The following is a 21,870-nucleotide window of genomic DNA, read 5'->3' on the forward strand; positions in this document are numbered from 1 at the left end:
TGGGTTACCTCCACTCTTTGCCGAACTCGGCTTCGAGTTCGTCGATCTCTGCTTGGGACAGCGACACGAGGGGCAGGTCGGAAGGGGTGTGCCCGCCCCTCGCACCGGTGCCGCCCTCGGCCTGTGCGGTCAGCTCCGCCATCCATCGGTCAGCGAGGGTGCGTACGTCGTCCTCGTGCCAGATGCCGGGGGCCCAGGACCAGGTGGTGTCGAGCCGGCCGTCCTCGGTGGTCACGGCGGTGATCTCCAGGCCGTGGGCCACCGGCATCGCCGGGTCGTGCACGGCGCCCAGGTCGCGCAGGGCCTCCGGCGCTGTCGACCAGTCGCCTTCGGCCGATCGGGTCGCCCGGCCCAGATAGTTGAAGCCGACCTCCGGAGCGGGGAGGGCCGCGAGGAGCGGCCCGTGGCCGGGATCGAGATGACGGAGCAGGCCGTATCCGATGCCGTGGTCCGGGGCGGCTCGCAGCTGTTCCTTGACGGTCTTGAGGACGTGGGCCGGGTCCGAGGCGTCGACGCCCGCGAGGTCGAGACGTGCGGGTACGACGCTGGTGAACCAGCCGACCGTACGCGACAGGTCGACACCGTCGGCGATCTCTTCGCGGCCGTGCCGCTCGATGTCCAGCACCAGGACCGGGTGCCGCCGCCATCCGGCGAAGGCGGCGGCGAGCGCCGCGACCAGGACGTCCTCGGGCCCGGCGTGGAAAGCCACAGGAACCCTGGTGAGCAGGTCGGAGGAGACCTCGGCCGGGAGGGCCCTGGTGAGGTGACGCATCGTGCCGACGACATCCCGGCCGGGGTCCGGCCGACGGAGACCGAGCTGCGGGCCGGGTTCCTCCAGCACCTCCCGCCACAGGCCCGCTTCGGCCTGCCGCTCCGGTGTGCCGGCCTCCCGCTCCAGGAGGCGGGCCCAGTGCCGGAAGGAGGTGCCCCGTTCGGGCAGCTCCTTCTCGGCCCAGGCCGCGGCCAGGTCGGAGCACAGGATGCGCCAGGAGACGCCGTCGACGGCCAGGTGGTGGAGGGTGAGCAGCAGCCGTCCGGGGCGGTCGGGACCGGCGTCGCACCACACCCCGCGCACCAGCTCGCCCTTCTCCGGGCACAGTCGCGAGGCCGACCGCTGCGACAGGTCGGCGAAGTCCACCGGCCCGCTGGTGCGGTCCAGCACCGTGGCGGCATCGACGGTCCCCGGAGGCGGAACCTCCGCCGACCGCCCGTCGGATGCCAGTCGCAGCCGCAGCACGTCGTGGTGGTCGAGTACGGCCTGCAGGGCGGCCGTCAGCCGCGTCTGGTCGGCATCGGCGGGGGTGACGAGCAGGAGGGACTGGCTGAACGCCGCCACCGGGCCACCGCGTTCGACCAGCCGGCGCATGGCCGGCGTCAGGGGCACTGTGCCGGTCGGCGCGTCCTGGTCCCGTACGTGGCCGGGAGCCGGGCGAGCCGCCGCCGTGGCGGCCAGGCCCGCGACCGTGCGCTGCTCGAACACGTCACGCGGGGTCAGCCGCAGTCCCGCGGCGAGCGCGCGGCTCACCAGGTGGATGGAGGTGATGCTGTCGCCGCCCAGGTCGAAGAAGCCGTCATCGGCGCCGATGCCGCCGGAAGGGATTCCGAGGACCTCGGCGAACAGTTCCCTGACCGCCGCCTCCTGAGGGGTGCGCGGAGCCCGGTCGGCCGTCTCCCCCGCCGTGACCGGTGCGGGCAGGGCGGCGCGGTCCAGTTTGCCGTTGGATGTCATCGGCAGCGCGTGGAGCGCGACGAGCGCCTCGGGAACCAGGTGGGCGGGCAGATGCCGGGCGGTGTGCGCGAGGAGGGCAGGGCGGTCCGCCTCGGCGGCTCCGACGACGTATCCGACCAGGCGCCGTACGCCCGCGCGATCTTCGCGCACCACCACTGCGGCCTGGGTGACGGCCGGATGGGAGGTGAGCACACCCTCGATCTCGCCGGGCTCGATCCGCAGGCCGCGGATCTTGAGCTGGCCGTCGACCCGCCCGCGCAGCTCCAGAGTGCCGTCGGCCCGCCACACTGCCAGGTCACCGGTCCGGTACATGCGCCCGCCGGCCGTCCCGAAGGGATCGGCGACGAACCGTTCGGCGGTCAGTCCCGGCCGCCTCCAGTACCCACGGGCCACTTGGTCACCCGCGACGTACAACTCGCCCTCGACGCCGACCGGTACGGGGTTCAAGCGGGCGTCGAGCACATACGCCCGGGTGTTCCACATGGGGCGGCCGATCGGCACCGGCCCCGTCGGCAGCTCCTCGCCGGGCTCGATGCGGTGGTCGGTGCAGCCGACGGTGAGCTCGGTGGGGCCGTAGTGGTTGATCAGGCGTACGCCGGGGTGGTCCCCGCGCCAGGCGCGCAGTGCCTCGCCCACCAGCGCCTCCCCGCCGAGCATGAACTCCTCGGCAGGCGACAGGTCGTGCGGCAGGGCGGGCAGCAGCGGCAGGTGGCTGGGCGTCGCCTTGAGGAAGGTGTAGCCGCCGTTCACGGGTGCCACGCCCGCGTCGTGGAAGCCGGCGATGTGCACCCGGCCGCCTGCGGCGAGCGCCCCGTGCAGGGTGGTGACGGTGGCGTCGAAGGACATGGTGGCGTGCAGCAGCGAAGTGCCGCGCAGGCTCGGGTACGCCTCCACACAGCGGGCCACGTAGGTGGTGAGGTTGCGGTGCTCGACGACGACGCCTTTGGGGCGGCCGGTGGTGCCGGAGGTGTAGATCAGGTAGGCGGGGTCGGCGGGCCGGGCGTCGGGGAGCGGCGCGTCCGGATCCTCCGGTAGCGCGTCGGGACTGACCACGCGACAGCCGGTCGGGCGGTCCGCGGAGTGCGGGTCGCGGGTGATCAGACACACGGGCTCGGCGTCGGCGAGCAGGAAGGCGGTGCGCTCGGCGGGATGCTCCGGATCCAGGGGCAGATACGCGGCGCCCGCCTGGAGGACGGCGAGCACGGCCACGGCCAGGTCGACCGAGCGGGGCAGGGAGAAGGCGACGATCCGGCCCGGCCCGGCGCCCTGCGAGACGAGCACACGCCCCAACCGCTGGGCCCGCATGTCGAGTTGCTCGTAGGTGAGTGAGGTCGTGGAGTCCTCGACGGCCACCGCGTCCGGGTGCTCGGTGACGCGTGCCGCGAAGAGCCGGGGGAAGGTGGTGTCCGGCACGGTCCGTGCCGTGTCGTTGAACTCCTCCAGCAGCCGGTGGCGTTCGGCGTCCGTGAGGATGTCGAGCGCGTCGATCGTCAGGTCGGGTTCGCGCACCGCGGCCCGCAGCACTCGCACCAGACGGTCGGCCAGCCCTTCGGCCGTGCGCCGGTCGAAGAGGTCGGCGCTGTACTGGAGGACGCCCTCGATCCCGTCCGGGGAGCCGTCGGCGGCACGGTGTTCGGCCAGGTTGAAGGTCAGGTCGACTTTCGTGGCCCCGGTCTCCACCGGCAGGGGGCGGGCGCGCAGTCCCGGCAGGTCGAGGTGAGGCCCGGCGTCGGGACGGAAGGCGAGCATCACCTGGAACAGCGGGTGCCGGGCCGGTGAACGGGGCGGGTTGAGCGCCTCCACCAGGTGCTCGAACGGCAGGTCCTGATGGGCGTAGGCCGCCAGGTCGGTCTCCCGTACCCGGCCCAGGAGTTCCCGGAAGCCGGGGCCGCCCGAGGTGTCGGTACGCAGGACGAGTGTGTTGACGAAGCAGCCGACCAGGTCGTCCAGCACCTCGTCGGCTCGACCGGCGACCGGCGTGCCGATCGGGATGTCGGTGCCCGCGCCCAGCCGGGTGAGGAGGGTGGCGAGTGCCGCCTGCACGACCATGAACACCGTGGTGCCGGTCTCCTCCGCGAGCACACGCAGCCACCGGTGCAGCTCCGCGTCCAGCCGGACGGGGATGTCGCCGCCCCGTCGGGTGGCACGGGCGGGCCGTGGACGGTCGGCGGGGAGGGTGAGTTCGTCGGGGAGCCCGGCGAGCGCCTCGCGCCAGTGGTGGAGCTGACGGTCCTGTTCGTCGCCGAGCACCTCGTGGTGCCAGACGCAGTAGTCGGCGTACTGCACGGGCAGCGGTGCCCAGTCCGGCTCCCGCGCCTCCAGGCGGGCGCGATAGGCGGCCGCCAGGTCGCGCAGGAGGGGGTTGAGGGACCAGCCGTCACCGGCGATGTGGTGCAGGACGAGGAGGAGCACGCGGTCCTCGGGGCCGAGGACCAGAAGATGCGCCCGGAAGGGGGCGTCCTGGTCGATCCGGAACCCGACACCGGCCGACCGGCGGAGCCGATGCTGTAGCTCTTCCTCGGCGACGGGGTCGATGACGTCGAGGTCCGGTGGGGCGGGCTCCAGCACGCGCTGGCACGGACGGCCGTCGGCGTCCGGGTAGACGGTGCGCAGGATCTCGTGCCGGGCGACGAGATCGGCGAGGGCCGCGCGCAGGGCGTCCACGTCGAGGCCGGCGCCGGTCAGACGCAGGGCGAGGGGGATGGTGTAGGCCGCGCTCGGCCCCTCCAGACGGTGCAGGAACCACAGCCGCCGCTGGGCGGACGACAGGGGTGCCTCCGGCGGTGTCTCCCGCGGGGCCGCACGCGGAGTCGGGCGCAGGGCCGGACGTACGGCCTTCCCGGCACGCTCCAGGAGCCGGGCCAGCCCGGTCGGGGTGGGCGCCTGGAACACATCGCGCAGGGTCAGGTCGGCTCCGAGGGTGGTGCGGATGCGCCCCAGCAGACGCAGGGCGAGCAGCGAGTGGCCGCCGAGCGCGAAGAAGCCGTCCCGGGGGCCCACGCCCGGCACCCCGAGCACGTCGGCGAAGAGGGCGCACAAGACCTGCTCGTGCGGGGTGCGCGGGGCGACGGGCGTCCGCGGTGCGGCAGCGGCGGGCGGTGCGGGAAGTGCGGCCCGGTCGAGCTTGCCGTTGGGGGTCAGCGGCAGCCGGTCGAGGATCACAACGGCCGCCGGGACCATGTAGTCCGGCAGGTGGGCCGCGAGGTGGTCGCGCAGGGCGCCCGGGGTCGAGGCTCCGCCCTCCGCACGGACCGCGTACGCGACCAGCTGCCGGTCGCCGCGGCGTTGCCGGGCCTCGCGGACGACGGCCACCGCCTGCGCGACCTCGGGGTGGGCGGTGAGGGCCGCTTCGATCTCACCGTGTTCGATCCGGAATCCGCGGAGCTTGATCTGGCCGTCCGCGCGGCCGTGGAACTCCAGCTCACCCCGGTCCGTCACACGCGCCTGGTCGCCGGTGCGGTACATGCGGGTGCCGGGCGGGCCGTACGGGTCGGCGACGAAGCGTTCGGCGGTGGCGCCCGGGCGGCCCAGGTAGCCGCGGGCCACGCCTGGCCCGGCGACGTACAACTCCCCCACCGTGCCCGGCGGGAGCGGCTGCAGGGCCGTGTCGAGGACGTACGCGCGCATGCCGTCGAGGGGGCGGCCGATCGGCAGCGGATCGGGGACGGGCATGCCTGCCGTGCAGGGCCGTGAGGTGGCGAAGGTGGTGGTCTCCGTCGGGCCGTAGCCGTCGGTGACCGTCAGCCCCGGGCACGCTGTCAGCACGCGGCGGACGGCGTCGGCGGGGACGGCCTCGCCACCGGTCCACACCTGGCGCAGCCCCGCGAAACAGTGCGGATTCTCCTCGGCGGCCAGACGGAACAGCCCGGCGGTCAGCCATAGCGCCGTCAGCCCGTGGCGTGCCGTCAGGCGGGCGACGGCGGCTGCGTCCATGTCCTCGTCCGGCCCGGCGACCACGGCGGTGCCGCCGTTCAGCAGCGGCACCCACATCTCGTACGTCGAGGCGTCGAACGCGGTCGGCGAATGCACCAGGACACGCGCGTGCGCACCGCCGCCGAACGCCGAGTCGGCGGCCAGGGCGACGACGTCGCGGTGGGTGACGGCGACGCCCTTCGGCAGGCCGGTGGAGCCGGAGGTGTAACTGACGTAGGCGAGTCGGTCCGGGTGCGGGAGCACTCGGGGGTTCGTGTCCGGTTCGGCTGCGAGCTTCGGGTCGTCTGCGCGCACCACGGCCATGCGCTCGTACGCGCCGGCCGGATCGGTGTCGGTCAGCAGGACGTCGGCACCCGTCTCGGCCAGGATGTGCCGGGTGCGGGCGGCCGGGGCGCGCGGGTCGAGGCCGACGTACGCACCGCCCGCCTTGAGTACGGCCAGCAGCGCGGTGAGAAGTCGGTCCGAGCGGCTCATCAGGACGGCGACGCGGTCCTCCGGCCGGACGCCGAGGGCGATCAGCCGGTGCGCGAGCCTGTTCGCGCGGGAGTTCACCTGCCGATAACTGGTCGCGCGTCCGCCGTGGAGGGTGGCGGTCGCGTCCGGGGCCGCCGCGGCGCGGGCCGCGAACACCTCGGGTACCGTCGCCCCTCCCCCGTGTGCGGCGGTGCCGGCGAGCTGCGCGTCGGCCCGTTCCCCGGGCAAGGTCACCTCGACGCGGCCGACCGGTGTGCCGGTGACGGCGGCAGTCGCGAAGTGCTCCACGAAGCGTGCGAAACGCCTGTGGTGGCCGTCGAGTTCGGCGTCTGTGTAGTGGCCGGGACCGGCGTCGAGGTCGATCCGGATGCCGTGGCCGTCCGCCCGGTCGTAGACGTTGACCGCCAGGTCCTCGACGGGCCCCGTGGACAGGTTGTGGCGTGTGGTGGCGTGCCCGGCGAAGCGCAGCTCCGGCCCGAACGCCATGATGTTGACGACGGGCCCGAAGAAGCGCCGTCCTCCCTGCGGCCAGTCCAGCTCACGGCGCAGGTCCTCGCCGCGGTAGCGCTGGTGCGCCAGCAGGTCGCGGGTGGCGGACGCCGTCTGACGTACGAGGTCGTGGGCGTTCGTGTCGGACCGTACGGTCAGCCGCAGGGGGAGCACGTTGGACGCCATGCCCGGCGTGCCGAGTTCGGTCTGGCTGTCGCGAGCGGTGACTGCGAGGCCCAGGACGATGTCCCGTGCTCCGCTGAGCCGGTGGAGGTAGGCGGCGGTCGCCGCGAGCACGACGCGCGACCAGCGGGTGCCGGCCCGGTCGGCGGCCGCGTACACCATGTCCCCGGCGGTCTGGGGGAGATGACCGGTTCGGCGGTGGAAGCCTCCGGTGACGTGCGGCGCCCGGGCGGAAAGGCTCACCGGCTCGGGCCGGTCGGCGAACGCAGCCGTCCAGAACTCCCGGTCGGCGGCGTGCCGTTCCCCCGCACGGTAGGCCTCGTCCGCCTCGACCAGCGGGGCGAGGGGTGCCGGGGACGGGGTGTGCGGTGTGCCCGCGACGAGGGCGCTGTAGGCGGCGGCGGTCCGGCTCGCGACGAGCGAGCAGCTGTAGCCGTCGACGGCGATGTGGTGGTAGGGCTGGTACCAGATCCAGTGGGCGTCCGCGAGTTTCAGCAGGGCGTACCGGAAGAGCGGGGACCGTTCGAGGTCGAAGGGCGTGGCGAAGTCGGCGGCCATCCAGGCCTCGGCGGCCGACCGGGGGTCGGGGTCGCCCGTGAGGTCGACCACGGGCAGCTCCGCGGCGGAGCCGGTGTCCACGAACTGGCGGACGGAGTCGTCGTGGGCCGCGAAACGGACCCGCAGTGTCTCAGTGGCGTCCACGACCTGCTGGACGGCCGCCCGGAAGCGGACCGGGTCGACGGGGCCGTGAATCTCGGTGTACTCGCCCACGTTGTAGGCGGGCCCGGTGGGGTCGAGCCGCTGCCCGAACCACATGGAGCGCTGGGCGGCGGAGACGTCCAGCGCGCGCGGGATGGTCATCGGGCGCCCTCCGTGACGATCGCGAGGCCGGTCGACCGCTCGGCCACGAGCTCGGCGACGGCACGCGGGCCTTCCTCGCGGCCGGGCCAGGCGACGCGCAGCCAGGGCTCGGCGGGCACGAGCGCCTGGTCGCGGGCCTGGCGGGCGCGGCCTCCCCCCGTGATGTTGAGCAGGACGAGTTCGTCGCGGCGGACCTGCCCGGACCGTGCCGCGTCGGCCAGGGCGGCCAGGGCCACGCCGGCGCCAGGTTCGATGTCGATGCCCTCGACCTCCTCGAAGAGGGCCATGGCGGCGAGGGCGGCGAGGTTGTCGGTGCGCAGGACGTCACCGCCGCTCTCGGTGAGCACGTCGCGCACTCCGCCGCGGACGGTGAACGGCGGGCTTCTGTTGGTGAGTTCGCGGGCCAGCGGCTCGTGCTCGCGGTCGGCGGGAGCCGCGCCGGTACATCGCCAGGCTTCGTACAGCGGTGTGAAGGGCGCGTTCTGGCACATCAGCAGGCGGGGCAGCCGCTCGCCGCCGGCACGGAGCCGGTGTGCGGCCTCGTGGGCGCCGATGGCGCCGGTGCCGCTGCCGACGGCCTGTACGTAGGTCTCCGGCAGCCGCCCGACGGCTTCGGCTGCGGTGAGCATGACGGTGCCCAGGCCGTCCCGGCGGCCGATGTTGCGCGAGCCTCCCTCGGCGTGGTGGCCGGGCAGGGCGGAGAGCAGGTCGGCGCAGGCGATGGCGTCGCTGTAGGTGGCGGTGCCTTCCAGGACGACGATCCGGACGCGGGGATCCAGCGGGCCGGGGAAACGCATCCGCTCCAGGGCCGGGGCGGGCACCACGAGCAGGCAGGGCACCTGGTGACGGGTGGCCGCCCAGGCGAACGCGGCGGCGGTGTTGCCCGCCGAAGGGATCACGAGCACGGGGGGCTCGGCGGGCAGCCGGCCGAGCACCGTGTAGGCCTCCAGGTCCTTGAAGGTGCAGGTCGGCAGGTGTGCCTCGCGTTCCGGCCAGTACCCGTTGAAGGCCACCCACAGCCGGTCCAGGCCGAGGCGGCGGCCGAGCCGTTCGGCGGGCCGGACCACCGGGCCGGGAACGTCGGGGAAGGTGCGCACCACCGGCAGCCGCGGGGCGTGCCGAAACAGGCCGTTGTTTTCACCGACGGAGATTCCGGTTCTGTCGTACTCAGTGCGCAGGAATGCCGGTTCGTGTCGACGGGAGCAGTCGAGGAGGAGGCCGTCGTCCTGGTAGCTGGTCCCGCATGAGGAACAGACGACGCGATAGTGACGTGTTCCCGGGCGTGCTCCGGACATCTTCGCTTGCCTTCCGCAGTGCCACGCTTAGCTGATCCATTGGAACCGGGCCTTCGAGACGGGCGGGCAACGCATGGATGACGCCTTGTCGACGTGCAGTTGACACATGGGAAGCGCTTGCCAAGGCCGCACGCGAACAACGGACGGACACCCTTGGACTGTTCAGTTCCGCTTCACCCCCTCTTTCCCGACCGGCAGTTGGGAAAGCGCTCACTGCAGGAAGCATCCGAGGCGCACGAGCGACGATGAAAAGGCGGCGGAAACATGGGCGATACGCCGACGCATACGACTGTGGAAAACCATGCAGACCCTTCTGCCTGGTTTCCTTCCCAGGTTCCGGTTTCCTTTTGGTCAACGAATCGTAATGCAGGCACATTCGACGCCGCTCAAGGGTCGCGGGAGCGCGCGTATCCCGAGCCACCGGTCGAGTCACTGATGACGGCGTACCGGAAGATGGTCCTGGGGCGCCGTTTCGACGAGCAGGCGACGACACTCGCGCGGCAGGGCAGGCTCGCGGTCCATCCCGCAAGCCTCGGCCAGGAGGCGTGCCAGGTGGGCGCGGCGCTGGCACTGCGCGCCACGGACTGGCTGTTCCCCACCTACCGTGACTGTGTCGCGCTGGTCAGCCGCGGGATCGACCCCGTCGAGGTGCTGACACTACTGCGCGGCGACGCACACTGCGGCTACGACCCGGTACGGCACCGCACGGCACCTCAGTGCACCCCGCTGGCCACCCACGCTGCCCACGCCACCGGACTCGCCCACGGCGAGCGGCTCAAGGGCACGGACACGGTCGCCCTCGCGCTGGTGGGCGACGGCGCCACCAGCGAGGGCGACTTCCACGAGGCCCTCAACCTGGCGGGCGTGCTGAAGGCTCCGGTGGTCTTCCTGGTGCAGAACAACGGCTACGCCATCTCCGTCCCGCGGTCCGAGCAGTGCGCGGCACCGAGCCTGGCGTACAAGGGAGTCGGCTACGGCATCCGCGCGGAACAAGTGGACGGCAACGACGCCGCGGCCGTACTCGCCGTGCTGACCACGGCCGTCGAGGACGCCCGGGCGGGCGGTGGGCCGTGGCTCGTCGAGGCGCACACCTACCGGATGGGTCCGCACACCAGCGCGGACGATCCCTCCCGGTACCGCACGGCGGCGGAGGCCGACCACTGGCGGGAACGCGACCCCATCGCCCGGCTGGAGTCCGAACTGCGCGATCGGGGCTTGCTCACCGACGCCGACACGAAGGCCGCGACGGCGGAGGCCGAGGCGTACGCCGCGGGCGTGCGCGAACGGCTGAGCGGAGATCCGGAGTTGGCTCCCCAGGCCCTCTTCGACCATGTCTTCGCCGCGCCATCTGCTCACCTTGTCGGTCAAAGGGCTTCGCTGCGAGTCCGGTTGGAGGATCGCTGACATGACCACGTCCGACATGGGAATGGCCCGGGCCCTCAACGCGGCCCTGCGGGACGCTCTGGGCGCGGACGAACGCGTCGTCGTCTTCGGTGAGGACGTGGGGCGGCTCGGCGGCGTGTTCCGGGTCACCGACGGCCTGCGCGACACCTTCGGTGACCGGCGCTGCTTCGACACTCCGGTCAGCGAGGCGGGTATCGCGGGCCTCGCCGTCGGTATGGCGATGGCCGGCTGGCGGCCGGTCGTGGAGATGCAGTTCGACGCGTTCGCCTACCCGGCGTTCGAGCAGATCGCCTCCCACATGGCCAAGATGCGCAACCGCACGCGGGGTGCCCTGCCACTCCCCCTTGTCGTGCGGATTCCCTACGGCGGGGGCATCGGCGGCGTGGAGCACCACAGCGACTCCAGCGAGGCGTACTACGCGCACACGCCGGGCCTGAAGGTGGTGACACCGGCGACGGCGGCGGACGCGTACTCCCTGCTGCGCGAGGCCATCGACGACCCGGACCCGGTGATCTTCCTGGAGCCCAAGCGCCGCTACTGGTCCAAGGAACCACTCGAACTCCCCGTCCGCACCATGCCGTTCGGTACCGCGGCCGTTCGCCGGGGAGGAAGCGACGCCACGCTCGTCGCCTACGGGCCGTCGGTCGACGTGGCCCTGGAGGCGGCTCACCTGGCCGCCGCGGAGGGCTGGGACGTCGAGGTGCTGGATCTGCGCACCCTCGTGCCCCTCGACGACGGTGCGCTGGCCGCCTCGGTGCGGCGGACCGGGCGGTGCCTGGTCGTGCACGAGGCCCAGGGCTTCGCCGGGGTCGGCGCCGAGATCGCGGCGCGGGTGCAGGAGCGGTGTTTCGACGCGCTGCGGGCGCCGGTGCTGCGCGTCACGGGGTTCGACATCCCGTATCCGCCACCCCTGCTGGAGGACGCCCATCTGCCGGACGTACGCCGGGTGCTGGACGGTCTGCATCGCCTGCTCCCCGCCCCCGCCCCTTCCACTGCCGCCGCGCGACGAACCGACGGCACCACGGCCGCCGCCGATGAAGCCGCGACCGGCCGGACGTTCCTCCTGCCCGACCTGGGCGAGGGGCTGGCCGAGGCGGAGGTGCTGGAGTGGAAGGTCGCCGTGGGTGACCCCGTCAAGCACGATCAGGTCGTCGCCGAGGTGGAGACCGCCAAGTCCGTGGTGACACTGCCGAGTCCGTACACCGGCACGGTGACCGCCCTGCACTGCCGAGCCGGCGCAGTCGTCGAGGTGGGGGCGCCGCTGCTCACCGTGGGAGAGGAGACGGCGGCCTCGGGTGCCGTCCTGACCGGCTACGGCACGTCGGGCCGGCCCACCGCACCGCGGCCGTCGCCCCGGCCGGCGCGTGCGGCCACGTCCGCGGCGGCCGATGCCGCCCACGACCGGCACGCCGACAGCCCCCTCCTCTCCGCCACCCGGACTCCGCTGGGCCCCGCAGCGGAGAAGTTCGTCCGCGGGCAGCGCGACACGCCTGCCGTGACCATCTGGGCGGACACCGAGGCCGACAGCCTTCTGGCCGCCCGCGCCGCCCTCGGAACCGGCTTGATGCCGCTGCTCGCCCGGGCGTGCCTGGACGCGCTCGCCGCGTTCCCGGAGCTCAACTCCCGCGTCGACTCCGACCGTCGGGAGCTGGTCCGGCTGCCGCAGGTGCATCTCGGCTTCGCCGCACAGACCGACCATGGTCTGGTCGTCCCGGTCGTCCGGAACGCCGCCGGTCTCGGCCTCGACGACCTCGCCGCGGAACTGCGGCGGCTGACCGCCCTCGCCCGCCGCGGGACGCTCCCCTCCGAGCACCTCACCGGCGGCACCTTCACCCTCAACAACTACGGCGGCTTCGAGGTCGACGGCGCCACGCCGATCCTGAACCATCCCCAGACCGCGATGATCGGGGTGGGCCGCATCGCCGACCGCCCCTGGGCGCGGGACGGCCGTGTCGAGGTCCGCAAGGTCGTCAACGTCTCCCTGACCTTCGACCACCGTGCATGCGACGGCGGCACGGCGGCCGGCTTCCTCGGGCATGTGATCGCCGGACTCGACTGCGGTGGCCTGCTCGGCGATTGACCCTCATCTGACGGGGGTCTTCTGAGCCCGAGTGAACCCCACCGAGTTCACATGGCCGGAAATCGATCGGAGTGAGGACTCACTCATTGACGGAGTGAGCACTCACTCCGCATACTTGCGGTCATGACAGCAGCCAAGGAGAACCGGACCGCCCGCCGCCGCGCCCCCAGCATGTCGCCGGAGCGGCGCCGCGAAATGATCATCCAGACCGCCATCCCGCTGATCGCCGAGTACGGCGCCGCGGTGACGACCGCGAAGATCGCCCGCGCCGCGGGCATCGGCGAGGGAACGATCTTCCGCGTCTTCGCCGACAAGGACGAGTTGCTCCAGGCCTGCGTGGCCGAGGCGCTCTCCCCCGAGCACGCCGTCCGCGAGCTCGAAGCGATCGATGTGTCCCAGCCGCTTCCCGAACGGCTCGCGGAGGCGGCCGACGCGCTGCAGGCGCACATGGCCAGGATGGGCGCGGTCATGGGCTCGTTGGGGCATCGCGGCGGCAAGCACCCCGGCACGGTGCGCGGCGAGAGCCGCACCGAGTCGACGACCCGTATCCGCGCGGCCCTCGTGGAGCTTCTGGAGCCCGACAGGGCCGCCCTGCGGCGGCCGCCGGAGCAGATCGCGGCCCTCTTCTTCGGGCTGCTCTTCACCCAGCCACGCACCGAGGACGAGCCCGACCTGACCCCGAAGGAGCTGGTGGAGGTGTTCCTGCACGGGGCATTCGCCGGCGGCGCCGAGTGAGCACGCGGCCAACGCGCTGGGGAGTGACGGCACTGGCCGCCCTGACTGCCGTTCTCGTACGGCGGCGGCCGGTGCCGCTGGGGCGTGACCGCGAGCACCGAGCAGGTCGCCGCATTCGCGTGCGTACCGTGGGCTGACGGGCCTCCCTCAACGGCGAGTTCCCACTCCCACGTAGTGACCGCCGCCTTCCGGCACGTGCGGGAGGACGAGAACCCGCGGTGCTCCGCGCGGCCGTGTCCGCTGCGGCGAACGGTGCCGTCCTCGCCGCGGTCAAGGCCTTCGGCGCGCTGGACCGGCACGCAGCACACGCGCACATGACCGGCGACAGGTCCGGGCCGACGGCCCGGACGCAAGGGCCGACGGCGCTCGGCGTCAGCGGCCGGGCTGTCTCGGCTTCACAAGCCGATCGCTCCGTCGATGCGCTCGCGGAGCAGGTCGGCGTGGCCGTTGTGGCGGGCGTATTCCTCGATCATGTGGATGAGGACCCAGCGCAGCGACACTGTTCCGCGCCAGGAGTCGTCACCCTCGACGTCGAGGTCGGGGGCCTCGGTGACGAACTGTTCGGCGAAGGCCACCTCGGTCCGCCAAGCCTCCCACGCTGCTGCGATGGCCTTGTCGTCGTCCGTGGCGCCGTCGAAGTCCCCGTCGGGATCCGCTGCTGAAGAGAAGAGGGTGGGCGCGTCGTGCCCGGCCAGGACATGCCGGAACCAGCGGCGTTCCACATCGGCGAGGTGTCGGACCAGGCCGAGCAGCGAGAGAGTGGACGGCTCCACGGCCCGCAGGGACAACTCCGGGCCCAGGCCGGAGCACTTCAGCCGCAGCGTGGCGCGCTGGGCGCGTAGAACATCGACGAGCATGCGTCGTTCGTCGCCGGTAGTCGGGCCGGTGAACCGGCCGGCGCCGTTGGCGCCGCCGAACAGTTCGCCTCTTCTGGTGGGGTAGCTCATGTCCGCCCTTCAGTTCGCGCGGGTGCGCGGCCGTGACCGCCATGGTCGCGTACCGCATTGGGGAACCGTCTCCCATCGCGTCCGGTCGGCGCCGTGCACCTGCTGTTCACCGGCCGAGAAGGTGCCCCGCCCAGGATTGCGGCGCTCCGCGAGGTCGTCACCACCGTCAGCGCCCGATCCGCTGCTGTGGATTCACCTTGCGGTCCGGTGCCGCCGTCAAAAGGCGCGTGGCCGAGGTGGCGTATGCCGTCTGGTCGACGTCGGCGGAGGTCGTGGGGTGGTGACGGATGACCAGGGGCAGCAGAGCCGCGGCTGCGCAGGCCGCGCCGAGGGCGAGCCAGACGGGGTTGTAGCTGCCGAACGCGTCGCGGGCGACACCCCCGAGGAACGAGGCCGATGCGGCGCCGACCTGGTGTGCTGCGTTGGTCCAGCCGAAGACGATGGCACTGTCCTCTCCGTAGAAGGTCCGGCACAGGGCGATGACCGGTGGCACGGTCGCCAGATCGAGCAGGCCGAAGGCGACCACGAAGACCAGCATGGGCGCGCTGACCGTGGCCGTCAGGGTCAGCGGCAGGCTGACCATGAGCAGGCCCCGCAGGAGGAAGTAGACGGCGAGGAGACGACGGGCGTCCATGCGGTCGGTGAGCCATCCGGAGGCGATCGTGCCGACCACGTTGAAGATGCCGATGAATGCCAGCAGCGTCGAGGCCGTGGTGACAGGCATGCCGTGATCGTGGGCAGCAGGGGTGAAGTGGGTCCACATGATGCCGTTGGTGGATGCGCCGCAGATGGCGAACGTGCCGGCGAGCAGCCAGAAAGGGACGGTCCGGGCGGCGCGGCTCAGCACGGTCAGGGTGCGGCGGGCGGCGCCGGGGGCAGGCTCGGGCCGAGGGATGAAGGTGTCACTGCCGTAGGGACGCCGTCCCAGGTCGGCAGGATGGTCGCGCAGTACGAGGTAGACCAGCGGGCTGATCGCCACGGCCGCGAGGGCGAGGGTGACGAGGGCGGGCCGCCAGTCGTAGCGGTCGATGGTCCATGACAGGGCAGGCAGGAAGACCATCTGGCCGAGGACGCTGCCGGAGGAGAGGATGCCCGTCACCAGGCCGCGACGGGTGGTGAACCAGCGGTTGGTGACAGTGGTGCCGAGGGTCATCGACAGTGACCCGGTGCCCAGGCCGACGAGAAGGCCCCAGAAGAGGGTGAACTGCCAGGCGGCGTTCATCGCGGTGGTGAGCATTGCTCCGGCGGCCACGGTCCCGAGTGCGGCGACGACGACGCGGCGGATGCCGAACCGGTCCATCAGGGCGGCGGCGTAGGGAGCCGTGAGTCCGTACAGGACCATGTTGACCGAGGCGGCCAGACCGATGGAACCGCGGGACCAGTGGAACTCCTGCCGCAGGGGGTCCTGCAGAAGGCCCGGCATGGTGGAGAGGGCGCCGGCGACGATGATCGCCGCCCCGGCGAGGGCGGCTACCCACCAGGCGCGACGCCCGGAATCCTTGGTGTGATGGCCGGTTGTCTCAGGCATGTCTACATCGTTGAGGGCCAGGGACGCGCGAAACCACTGGCCGTTTGGACACGTAGTGAAAGAATCCGGTCATGGTGGTCAGTGATGAAGGAGTGCACACGGTCGCTGTCCTGGTTCGTTCCGGGCTGCTGCCCATGGAACTCGGGATCGTGCACCGGCTGTTCGGCACCGCGGTGGATGCCACCGGCCGGCCGCTGTATTCGGTGGTGACCTGCGCGGCGGAGCCAGGTGAGATATCCACGGAGGCCGACTTCACCGTCAACGTGCCGCTGGGACCGCAGGCACTGCGCCGGGCGGACACGGTCATCGTGCCCGCCGCCGTGGAGGACTACCGTCCCCAGCGGCGGGGGCAACTGAGTCCGCCGGTACGAGCCGCCCTCGAGGCAGTGCCGGAGACAGCACGTCTGGCTTCCATCTGCACCGGGTCGTTCGTGCTGGCGGCGGCCGGGTGTCTCGCGGGTCGCCGGGCGACGACGCACTGGAAGTCCTGCCCGGAACTCGCAGCCCTGTACCCGGAGATCGAGGTGGACCCCGATGTGCTGTACACCGACGACCGCGGCGTTCTGACCTCCGCGGGAGTCGCTGCCGGGATCGATCTGTGCCTGCACATGATCCGCAGCGACCATGGCGCCGACATCGCCAACACCGTCGCCCGCGGCACGGTGGTCCCGCCGCACCGCGAAGGCGGCCAGGCCCAGTACATCGACCGTCCCGTACCGGAATCCGACGACAGCTCCATCGCCGCTGTCCGGGCCTGGGCTCTGGAGCACCTGGGTGAGCCCCTCGCCCTGGAGGATCTGGCGGAACGGGCGGCGACGAGCGTACGCACGCTGTCCCGCAGGTTCCGTAGGGAGACCGGGGTGTCTCCGATGCAGTGGCTCGGTCAGCAGCGCCTGCAGTACGCCCGTAGGCTGCTGGAACGTACGGACGAGCCCGTGGACCGCGTCGCGGCCGAGGCCGGCTTCGGGACGGGCACCGCGATGCGCCAGCACTTCCGGGAAGCGCTGGGCGTGTCACCGCGCGCGTACCGCAACACCTTCCGTGGAGGGAAGTGACGGCACACTCGCCCCGTACCCCCGCAACAGCCGAGTCCGACAGGCCCCGTCAGCCGGCAGGCGCCTCGACGGCCACGTCCCGCCCTGGCGCATGCGTCACACCTGTTCATGCCAGGGGGACCGTCCGGGCCCGCGGCGGCACGGCTCCGGACCCGCTCATCGTCATGGCCGCGGATCTGGTCCCGTGCGGAAAGTCCTCCGGCTCCACGGCCGGCTTGGCGAGACGGGCCACCGCTACGGGACATCAGGGCAACGTATCCAACGCGCCCATCGGGGCCGCACGCATCCGGCCGGATGCGCCCGCCCCGGTGCCGGGAGGGCGCGTCCAGCGGGGCAACAGCCGGCCGTTATCCGTACAGGACGTGTCGACCGAACCAAATTCATGCGTATTCGCAGGTCAGGGTGCCTTTCGGCTGTCGGTTACGGTGAAGGCATGTGTTGCCCCCTGACTACCCGTACCGCCGCTTAGCGGCGGTATCCGAGGTTGCTGTAACCGCGGCCTCATTGCTGCAGGACCCGCGTGTGGCCACCCTGCTACTGATGGTCGGGCTCCCCGGAGCCGGGAAGACCACCCGGGCCGGCTCGCCCGCATCGCGCACCGCCAGGCGACGACACCTCATCAGACGTTCCCGATGAGCGAGGCCGATCTAGACCAATGGCGGGAGCAGTTCCAGGTGCCTGACGCCGCCGAACTCGATGGCGGCGAGATTTCCAGCCCGCCGCCGGGCTGGCCGGGCTGGCCAGGGTGATTCCCGTCGCCCAGCGGCGCCCTGCGGTGAGCACTACAAATGGGTTCCATGAGCTTGATCAGCCCGGAGCCTGGGGCTGGAATCCTCGTCTTCGCGCCGACGTCCGGAAGATCACCCACTTGCCCTCAACTGCACTTGAGGTCCTACGGTCATTGCATGACCTGCCCAGCGTGCAGGCTCCGCACCGAAGCACCAGGAGGGAACCGTGACGACCCAACAGAGCTTGGACGCCGATCTGGCCGGCCAGCCCGCCGCGTACTGGACCGGTGTCGCCTACGAGGCGCTCATCGCATACACCCGGGCCCAGCAGGCCGAAAAGGGCTATACCCAGCCCCAGTTCTGGCTGCTGCGCAACCTGTCCGTGAACGACATCTCACCCAACGGCGAGGGGATGACGCTGCCCGAGCTGAGGAAGGCCATGACTTCCTACACTCGACCCGAGGACGATCTGGCGGCGGAGGCCGAGGTGCTCCTGGAACGCGGCTGGCTGGCCCGGGACGCCGAGGACCGGCTGTGGCTCACCGAGGATGGTGAACAGGCCCGCGTCGACCTCGCGCGCAACGCGCCCGCGATCCGCGCCGCCCTCCACGAGGGCATCGACGACGTGGACTACGTCACCACAGTGAAAGTGCTCCAGCGGCTGATCCGCAATGCGGGCGGAACGGTCGCCTGACAGACCAACGGCCCGGGTGGGTACCCGGGCTCGGCCAACTGGCGGCAGGTCGGTCGGCGTGGCTTTCCAGACCCAGTACTTGGTTCGGAGAACAGCAGCTCTCGCTGTCCGGTGGTGCTGTCAGGACAGGATCTCGACGTAGCCGTCGCTTCCGTGTACTCGGATCCGCTGGCCGTCTCGGATCAGCCGGGTGGCCTGGTTCACGCCCACGACTGCCGGCAAGCCGTACTCACGTGCGATCACCGCGCCATGGGTCATCAGTCCGCCCACCTCCGTCACCAGGCCCGCGATCCCGACGAACAGGGGCGACCAACTCGGGTCGGTGAAGGCCGTGACCAGGATGTCGCCCGCCTCGAGGTCGGCTTGCGCCATGTCGAGAACGACACGGGCCCGCCCCTCGACGGTCCCTCCGGAAACCGGCAGGCCGATCAGGGCACCGGCCGGCACGTCGTCGCGCCGGTACGCCCCGTTGAAGGTCTCCCCTTCCGATGTGAGGACCCGGGGCGGTGTGAGCGCGTGGTACGTCCGGAACGCTTCCTTGCGCTGCTGGACGAGCCGGCCGTCCACGTGCTGCGAACGGACGACGTCGTCGAGTTCCTGGAACGTGAGGTAGAAGATGTCCTCCCTGTCGGCGAGCACTTCGGCCCGCACCAGACGGTCGGCTTCCTCCAGCAGGGCTTGCTTGTAGACGAAGTAGCGGCTGACGATGCCGTACTTCGGGTACTCGCGGTACCCGATGAAGGTGCGGACCCGGTCGATCATCCGCTTGGTCTCGTCGGCTTTGCTCTCCCCGTCGGGCAGGGCCCTCAGGCGTGACAGTACGTCCTGTTCCTTCTTCCACGCCTCCTGTCGTCCCTGCTCGAAGCGCCGTAGGGCGGCACCCGGTTCGAAGTTCCTGACGTTGTCGAGGATCGCCGGCACCAGCGCGCTGGGGCGCTCTCGCCAGCGGGGCCTCGTGATGTCGATCTCTCCGGCACAGCGCATGCCGTACCGGTCGAGGTAGGCCTCGATGGCATCGCGCGCTTCGGTGCCACCCGCCAGCTTCGGCAACTCGTCCAGGAAGCCGTCGTCTCCGGTGTTCTGCAGGAACGCCACCACCTGCGCATGCGGGCGGATCGCGTCCGCGACGTCGAGCAGCGCCAGTCCCATCTCGGACGTGATGTTGTCGGGGGCGGACAACGTCAGGGTGTCAGCCGCGTTCCTCTCCCCCAGCCATTCCTGCAGCTTGTCGTTGAGCCACCACGTGGCCTCCATGCCCGCCATGATCGCCTGGATGCTCAGCGGATCGCTGAGCACTCGTTTGTGCTCCTCGAAGGCCTCCCGGAGGAAATCGAAGAGAGCGGGCCCGGTCTTCGTGCCGATGTCGCGCCTCAGGGCGGCGAGCGACTCCTGACTGCGCTCGATCAACCCGGCGACGACGGACGGATCGGTCTCGATCGGGCTGGGTGCACCACCGGCCCGCGGTCCGCCGGGAGCTGGGTCCGGGTCGGGGAGCGAGGGGACGAAGTCGGCACGGTCGAGGACGGTTTCCAGCGCGTCCCTGGTCAGGGGATCGCCCCTCCCCACGAGGTCCAGGAGGCCGGAGCGGCTCGCGGGCGAGGACAGGGCCCGGGTGGCGTCGACGAACAGCCTGCCGCCGGCGTCGGTCATCGGGGCCATGGCCGTCAGCTTCCACACGGAGAGCCCCAGGGGCTTCATGGGGTCGGTCATCATCTGCTGATGGCCGACGGAGACGTAGACGTGGTTGCCCTGATCGTCGGTCTCGGGGATGGGGAAGAGCGTGGTGATCGGCCGGCTCTGAACCATCTGGAAGCCGTCGTCGACGAGGCACCATTCGATGTCCTGGGGGCGGCCGAAGTGCTCCTCGATCCGCCGCCCGAGCTGAACCAGCTGCACGACCTGCGCATCCGTCAGCGCCGGCTCATGCTGCCGCTGCGCATCGACCGCCACCTGCTGCGTGCCGCCGCCGTCCGGCAGGGCCTGAACGGCACGCTGTTTGGCGGCGATCGACCGCTCGACGACCTCGCCGTGGCGCACTTTGTAGACATCCGGGTTCACCAGGCCCGAGACCAGGGCCTCGCCGAGACCGAAGCCCCCGTCCACGGTGGCGACCTTCCGGTTGCCTGTGACGGGGTCGGCCGTGAACAGGATGCCGGACGCGTGCGGGAAGACCATCCGCTGCACGACCACGGCCATGTCGACCATGCGGTGGTCGATGTCGTTTCGCTGACGGTAGGTCACGGCCCGCTCGGTGAAGAGGGAGGCCCAGCACCGGCTGACATGCCGGAGGATTTCCGTCGGCCCCACGACGTTCAGGTAGGTGTCCTGCTGGCCGGCGAAGGAGGCCGTCGGCAGGTCCTCCGCCGTCGCGCTGGACCGGACAGCGCAGGCGACTCGCTCACCGAGTCGGGCGACGGCCCGGGTGATCTCTGCCGCGAGATCGTCCGGGACGGCGATCCCTTCGACGGCCCGGCGGATCTGTGCGCTGAGCGTACCGATCGCCTCCCGGTCGTCCGGGCTCGAGCGCGACAGCTGATCCAGCAGACCCTCGATCGACGGCGATTGCGCCATGATCCGCCGGAAGGCGTCCGTCGTCACGCAGAAGCCGCCCGGCACACCGATGCCCTCGATCCGCGCAAGTGCACCCAGGTGGGCACCCTTGCCGCCGACGACCGCGAGGTGCGTCTCGTCGACCTCCCGGAGATCCAGCACGTACCGCTCGGTCATCGCGATACCTCCTGCTCTGCCGAACCCATGGTCGAGCACGTCCCCATCTCCGACACACACACCTCGTGTCCCCGTTTCCGCAGGTAGTGACTTCGGTCGACGATTCTGCGGCAGAACCCGGGCCTTGCCGCAAGCCCCCCGGTGCGCTATAAGTTAGGAGAGGCAAGGAGAGATCTCCTTGCCTCCGTGCTTTTCCGGACCCCGCTGGAACGTGTCCGTTTCCGGCGAAGCGGCCGTTACGCTGCGAGTGACCTTGACGCTGTATCGAGGAGTCACAGACGTGGTGGGTGAAGACGACATCTCCGGGTGAGACCCGGATCTGACGGCCACCGGACGCGCTGAGGAAGCGCCGCCGACGTGGCCGGTTCGTCGTACCCCCCCTTTCCGCACGTCTGCCCAGGGCAGAGCTCTCTCTGTCAAAGGGGCGGGCAAGTCCACGCTGCTCGCCGTACTCGCCGGCCGCCTTGCGCCCGCGGGCGAGGTGCGCAGGCGGCCCGGACTGACGGTGGGACTGCTCACTCAGGACACCGTGTTCGAACGGCTCGACCGCACGGTCCGGGACACCTATGAGCTGTCAGTGGGCCCGGAGCGGGCGGAGAAGGTTGCCGCTCGGCTCGCTGGGTCTCCTGCACGAGATGGATTTGGACCAAGCCGTCGGGCACCTCTCGGTGGGCCGGCGCCGCCGTCTGGCCCTGGCGCTGCTCGTGGCCCGCCCGCCTCACCTGCTGCTGCTCGACGAGCCCACCAACCACCTCTCCCCTCGGCTGTGCGACGAGCTGGAGGAGGCGCAGGGCACCGACGGCCCGGGGCGGTCGTGGTCGCCGGCCACGATCGCTGGCTGCGCCGACGCTGGCAGGGCCGGGAGTTGCGCCTGGAACCGGATCATGAGTGTGACGCGAGGACGGGGCGCCGAGCCGGGTGATGATCGCGCTCAGCCGGCTCGGCACCACCTGAAGCGGTGACGCTTCCTGCCGTGCCCTGCAGAGATGCACGGCAGGAAGCGCCCGC

At 71.6% G+C, this 21,870-nt stretch carries 10 protein-coding genes and 1 pseudogene; 6 read left to right on the forward strand and 5 right to left on the reverse strand.

Going from position 1 to position 21,870, the window contains the following annotated elements:
* Positions 1 to 4: 4 nt before the first annotated feature.
* Positions 5 to 7,669 carry an amino acid adenylation domain-containing protein gene (locus tag ACFY5B_RS22335; RefSeq protein ID WP_389971798.1) on the reverse strand — a complete coding sequence of 2,555 codons (7,665 nt, stop codon included), beginning with the start codon at positions 7,667 to 7,669 and terminating at the stop codon, positions 5 to 7.
* Positions 7,666 to 8,964, reverse strand: coding sequence for a cysteate synthase (locus ACFY5B_RS22340; protein WP_389971800.1), 1,299 nt, complete (start codon positions 8,962 to 8,964; stop codon positions 7,666 to 7,668). Before ACFY5B_RS22340 ends, ACFY5B_RS22335 begins: the two co-directional genes overlap by 4 nt.
* Before the next feature lie 435 nt (positions 8,965 to 9,399).
* Here ACFY5B_RS22340 and ACFY5B_RS22345 point away from each other — a divergent pair, with 435 nt between their 5' ends.
* From ACFY5B_RS22345 to ACFY5B_RS22355, 3 genes are all read left to right on the forward strand, one after another.
* Positions 9,400 to 10,368, forward strand: a complete 969-nt coding sequence (locus tag ACFY5B_RS22345) for a thiamine pyrophosphate-dependent enzyme (RefSeq protein WP_389971802.1) — start codon at positions 9,400 to 9,402, stop codon at positions 10,366 to 10,368.
* Position 10,369: 1 nt separating this feature from the next.
* A complete protein-coding gene (locus ACFY5B_RS22350) occupies positions 10,370 to 12,448 on the forward strand; it encodes a 2-oxo acid dehydrogenase subunit E2 (RefSeq protein ID WP_389971804.1) in 2,079 nt (692 codons plus the stop codon).
* Positions 12,449 to 12,571: 123 nt separating this feature from the next.
* On the forward strand, positions 12,572 to 13,183 hold the full coding sequence (locus tag ACFY5B_RS22355) for a TetR/AcrR family transcriptional regulator (protein WP_389971806.1): 612 nt from the start codon (positions 12,572 to 12,574) through the stop codon (positions 13,181 to 13,183).
* 395 nt (positions 13,184 to 13,578) lie between these two features.
* On the opposite strand, the gene ACFY5B_RS22360 is transcribed toward ACFY5B_RS22355, so the two are convergent.
* Both ACFY5B_RS22360 and ACFY5B_RS22365 read right to left on the reverse strand, forming a co-directional pair.
* Positions 13,579 to 14,130, reverse strand: a complete 552-nt coding sequence (locus tag ACFY5B_RS22360; protein ID WP_389971808.1) for a DinB family protein — start codon at positions 14,128 to 14,130, stop codon at positions 13,579 to 13,581.
* 166 nt (positions 14,131 to 14,296) lie between these two features.
* Complete coding sequence (locus ACFY5B_RS22365) at positions 14,297 to 15,658, reverse strand: MFS transporter (RefSeq protein ID WP_389971809.1); 1,362 nt, start codon at positions 15,656 to 15,658, stop codon at positions 14,297 to 14,299.
* 71 nt (positions 15,659 to 15,729) lie between these two features.
* On the opposite strand from ACFY5B_RS22365, the gene ACFY5B_RS22370 reads away from it, so the two are divergent.
* Positions 15,730 to 16,713 (forward strand): GlxA family transcriptional regulator, encoded by a 984-nt coding sequence (locus ACFY5B_RS22370; protein WP_389971810.1) that lies wholly within the window; start codon positions 15,730 to 15,732, stop codon positions 16,711 to 16,713.
* A 954-nt stretch (positions 16,714 to 17,667) separates the two neighbouring features.
* Positions 17,668 to 18,135: a MarR family transcriptional regulator gene (locus ACFY5B_RS22375; RefSeq protein WP_389971812.1), complete on the forward strand. Its 468-nt coding sequence runs from the start codon at positions 17,668 to 17,670 to the stop codon at positions 18,133 to 18,135.
* Between the two features lie 120 nt (positions 18,136 to 18,255).
* Here ACFY5B_RS22375 and rph read toward each other — a convergent pair whose 3' ends face one another.
* Positions 18,256 to 20,862 (reverse strand): rifamycin-inactivating phosphotransferase, encoded by a 2,607-nt coding sequence (gene rph / locus ACFY5B_RS22380; RefSeq protein WP_389971814.1) that lies wholly within the window; start codon positions 20,860 to 20,862, stop codon positions 18,256 to 18,258.
* A gap of 421 nt (positions 20,863 to 21,283) precedes the next feature.
* On the opposite strand from rph, the pseudogene ACFY5B_RS22385 reads away from it, so the two are divergent.
* A pseudogene (locus ACFY5B_RS22385) lies at positions 21,284 to 21,784 on the forward strand (ATP-binding cassette domain-containing protein); the annotation flags it as partial.
* Between the last annotated feature and the right edge of the window lie 86 nt (positions 21,785 to 21,870).

This window comes from Streptomyces sp. NPDC013187, assembly GCF_042899705.1.
GTDB classification, from domain to species: Bacteria; Actinomycetota; Actinomycetes; order Streptomycetales; family Streptomycetaceae; genus Streptomyces; species Streptomyces hawaiiensis_A.

Bases quoted from the DNA above. Each gene is read 5' to 3' on its own strand.
- ACFY5B_RS22335 (WP_389971798.1), bottom strand. From the start codon at position 7,669: ATGACCATCCCGCGCGCGCTGGACGTCTCCGCCGCCCAGCGCTCCATG.
- ACFY5B_RS22340 (WP_389971800.1), bottom strand. From the start codon at position 8,964: ATGTCCGGAGCACGCCCGGGAACACGTCACTATCGCGTCGTCTGTTCC.
- ACFY5B_RS22345 (WP_389971802.1), top strand. From the start codon at position 9,400: ATGACGGCGTACCGGAAGATGGTCCTGGGGCGCCGTTTCGACGAGCAG.
- ACFY5B_RS22350 (WP_389971804.1), top strand. From the start codon at position 10,370: ATGACCACGTCCGACATGGGAATGGCCCGGGCCCTCAACGCGGCCCTG.
- ACFY5B_RS22355 (WP_389971806.1), top strand. From the start codon at position 12,572: ATGACAGCAGCCAAGGAGAACCGGACCGCCCGCCGCCGCGCCCCCAGC.
- ACFY5B_RS22360 (WP_389971808.1), bottom strand. From the start codon at position 14,130: ATGAGCTACCCCACCAGAAGAGGCGAACTGTTCGGCGGCGCCAACGGC.
- ACFY5B_RS22365 (WP_389971809.1), bottom strand. From the start codon at position 15,658: ATGCCTGAGACAACCGGCCATCACACCAAGGATTCCGGGCGTCGCGCC.
- ACFY5B_RS22370 (WP_389971810.1), top strand. From the start codon at position 15,730: ATGGTGGTCAGTGATGAAGGAGTGCACACGGTCGCTGTCCTGGTTCGT.
- rph (WP_389971814.1), bottom strand. From the start codon at position 20,862: ATGACCGAGCGGTACGTGCTGGATCTCCGGGAGGTCGACGAGACGCAC.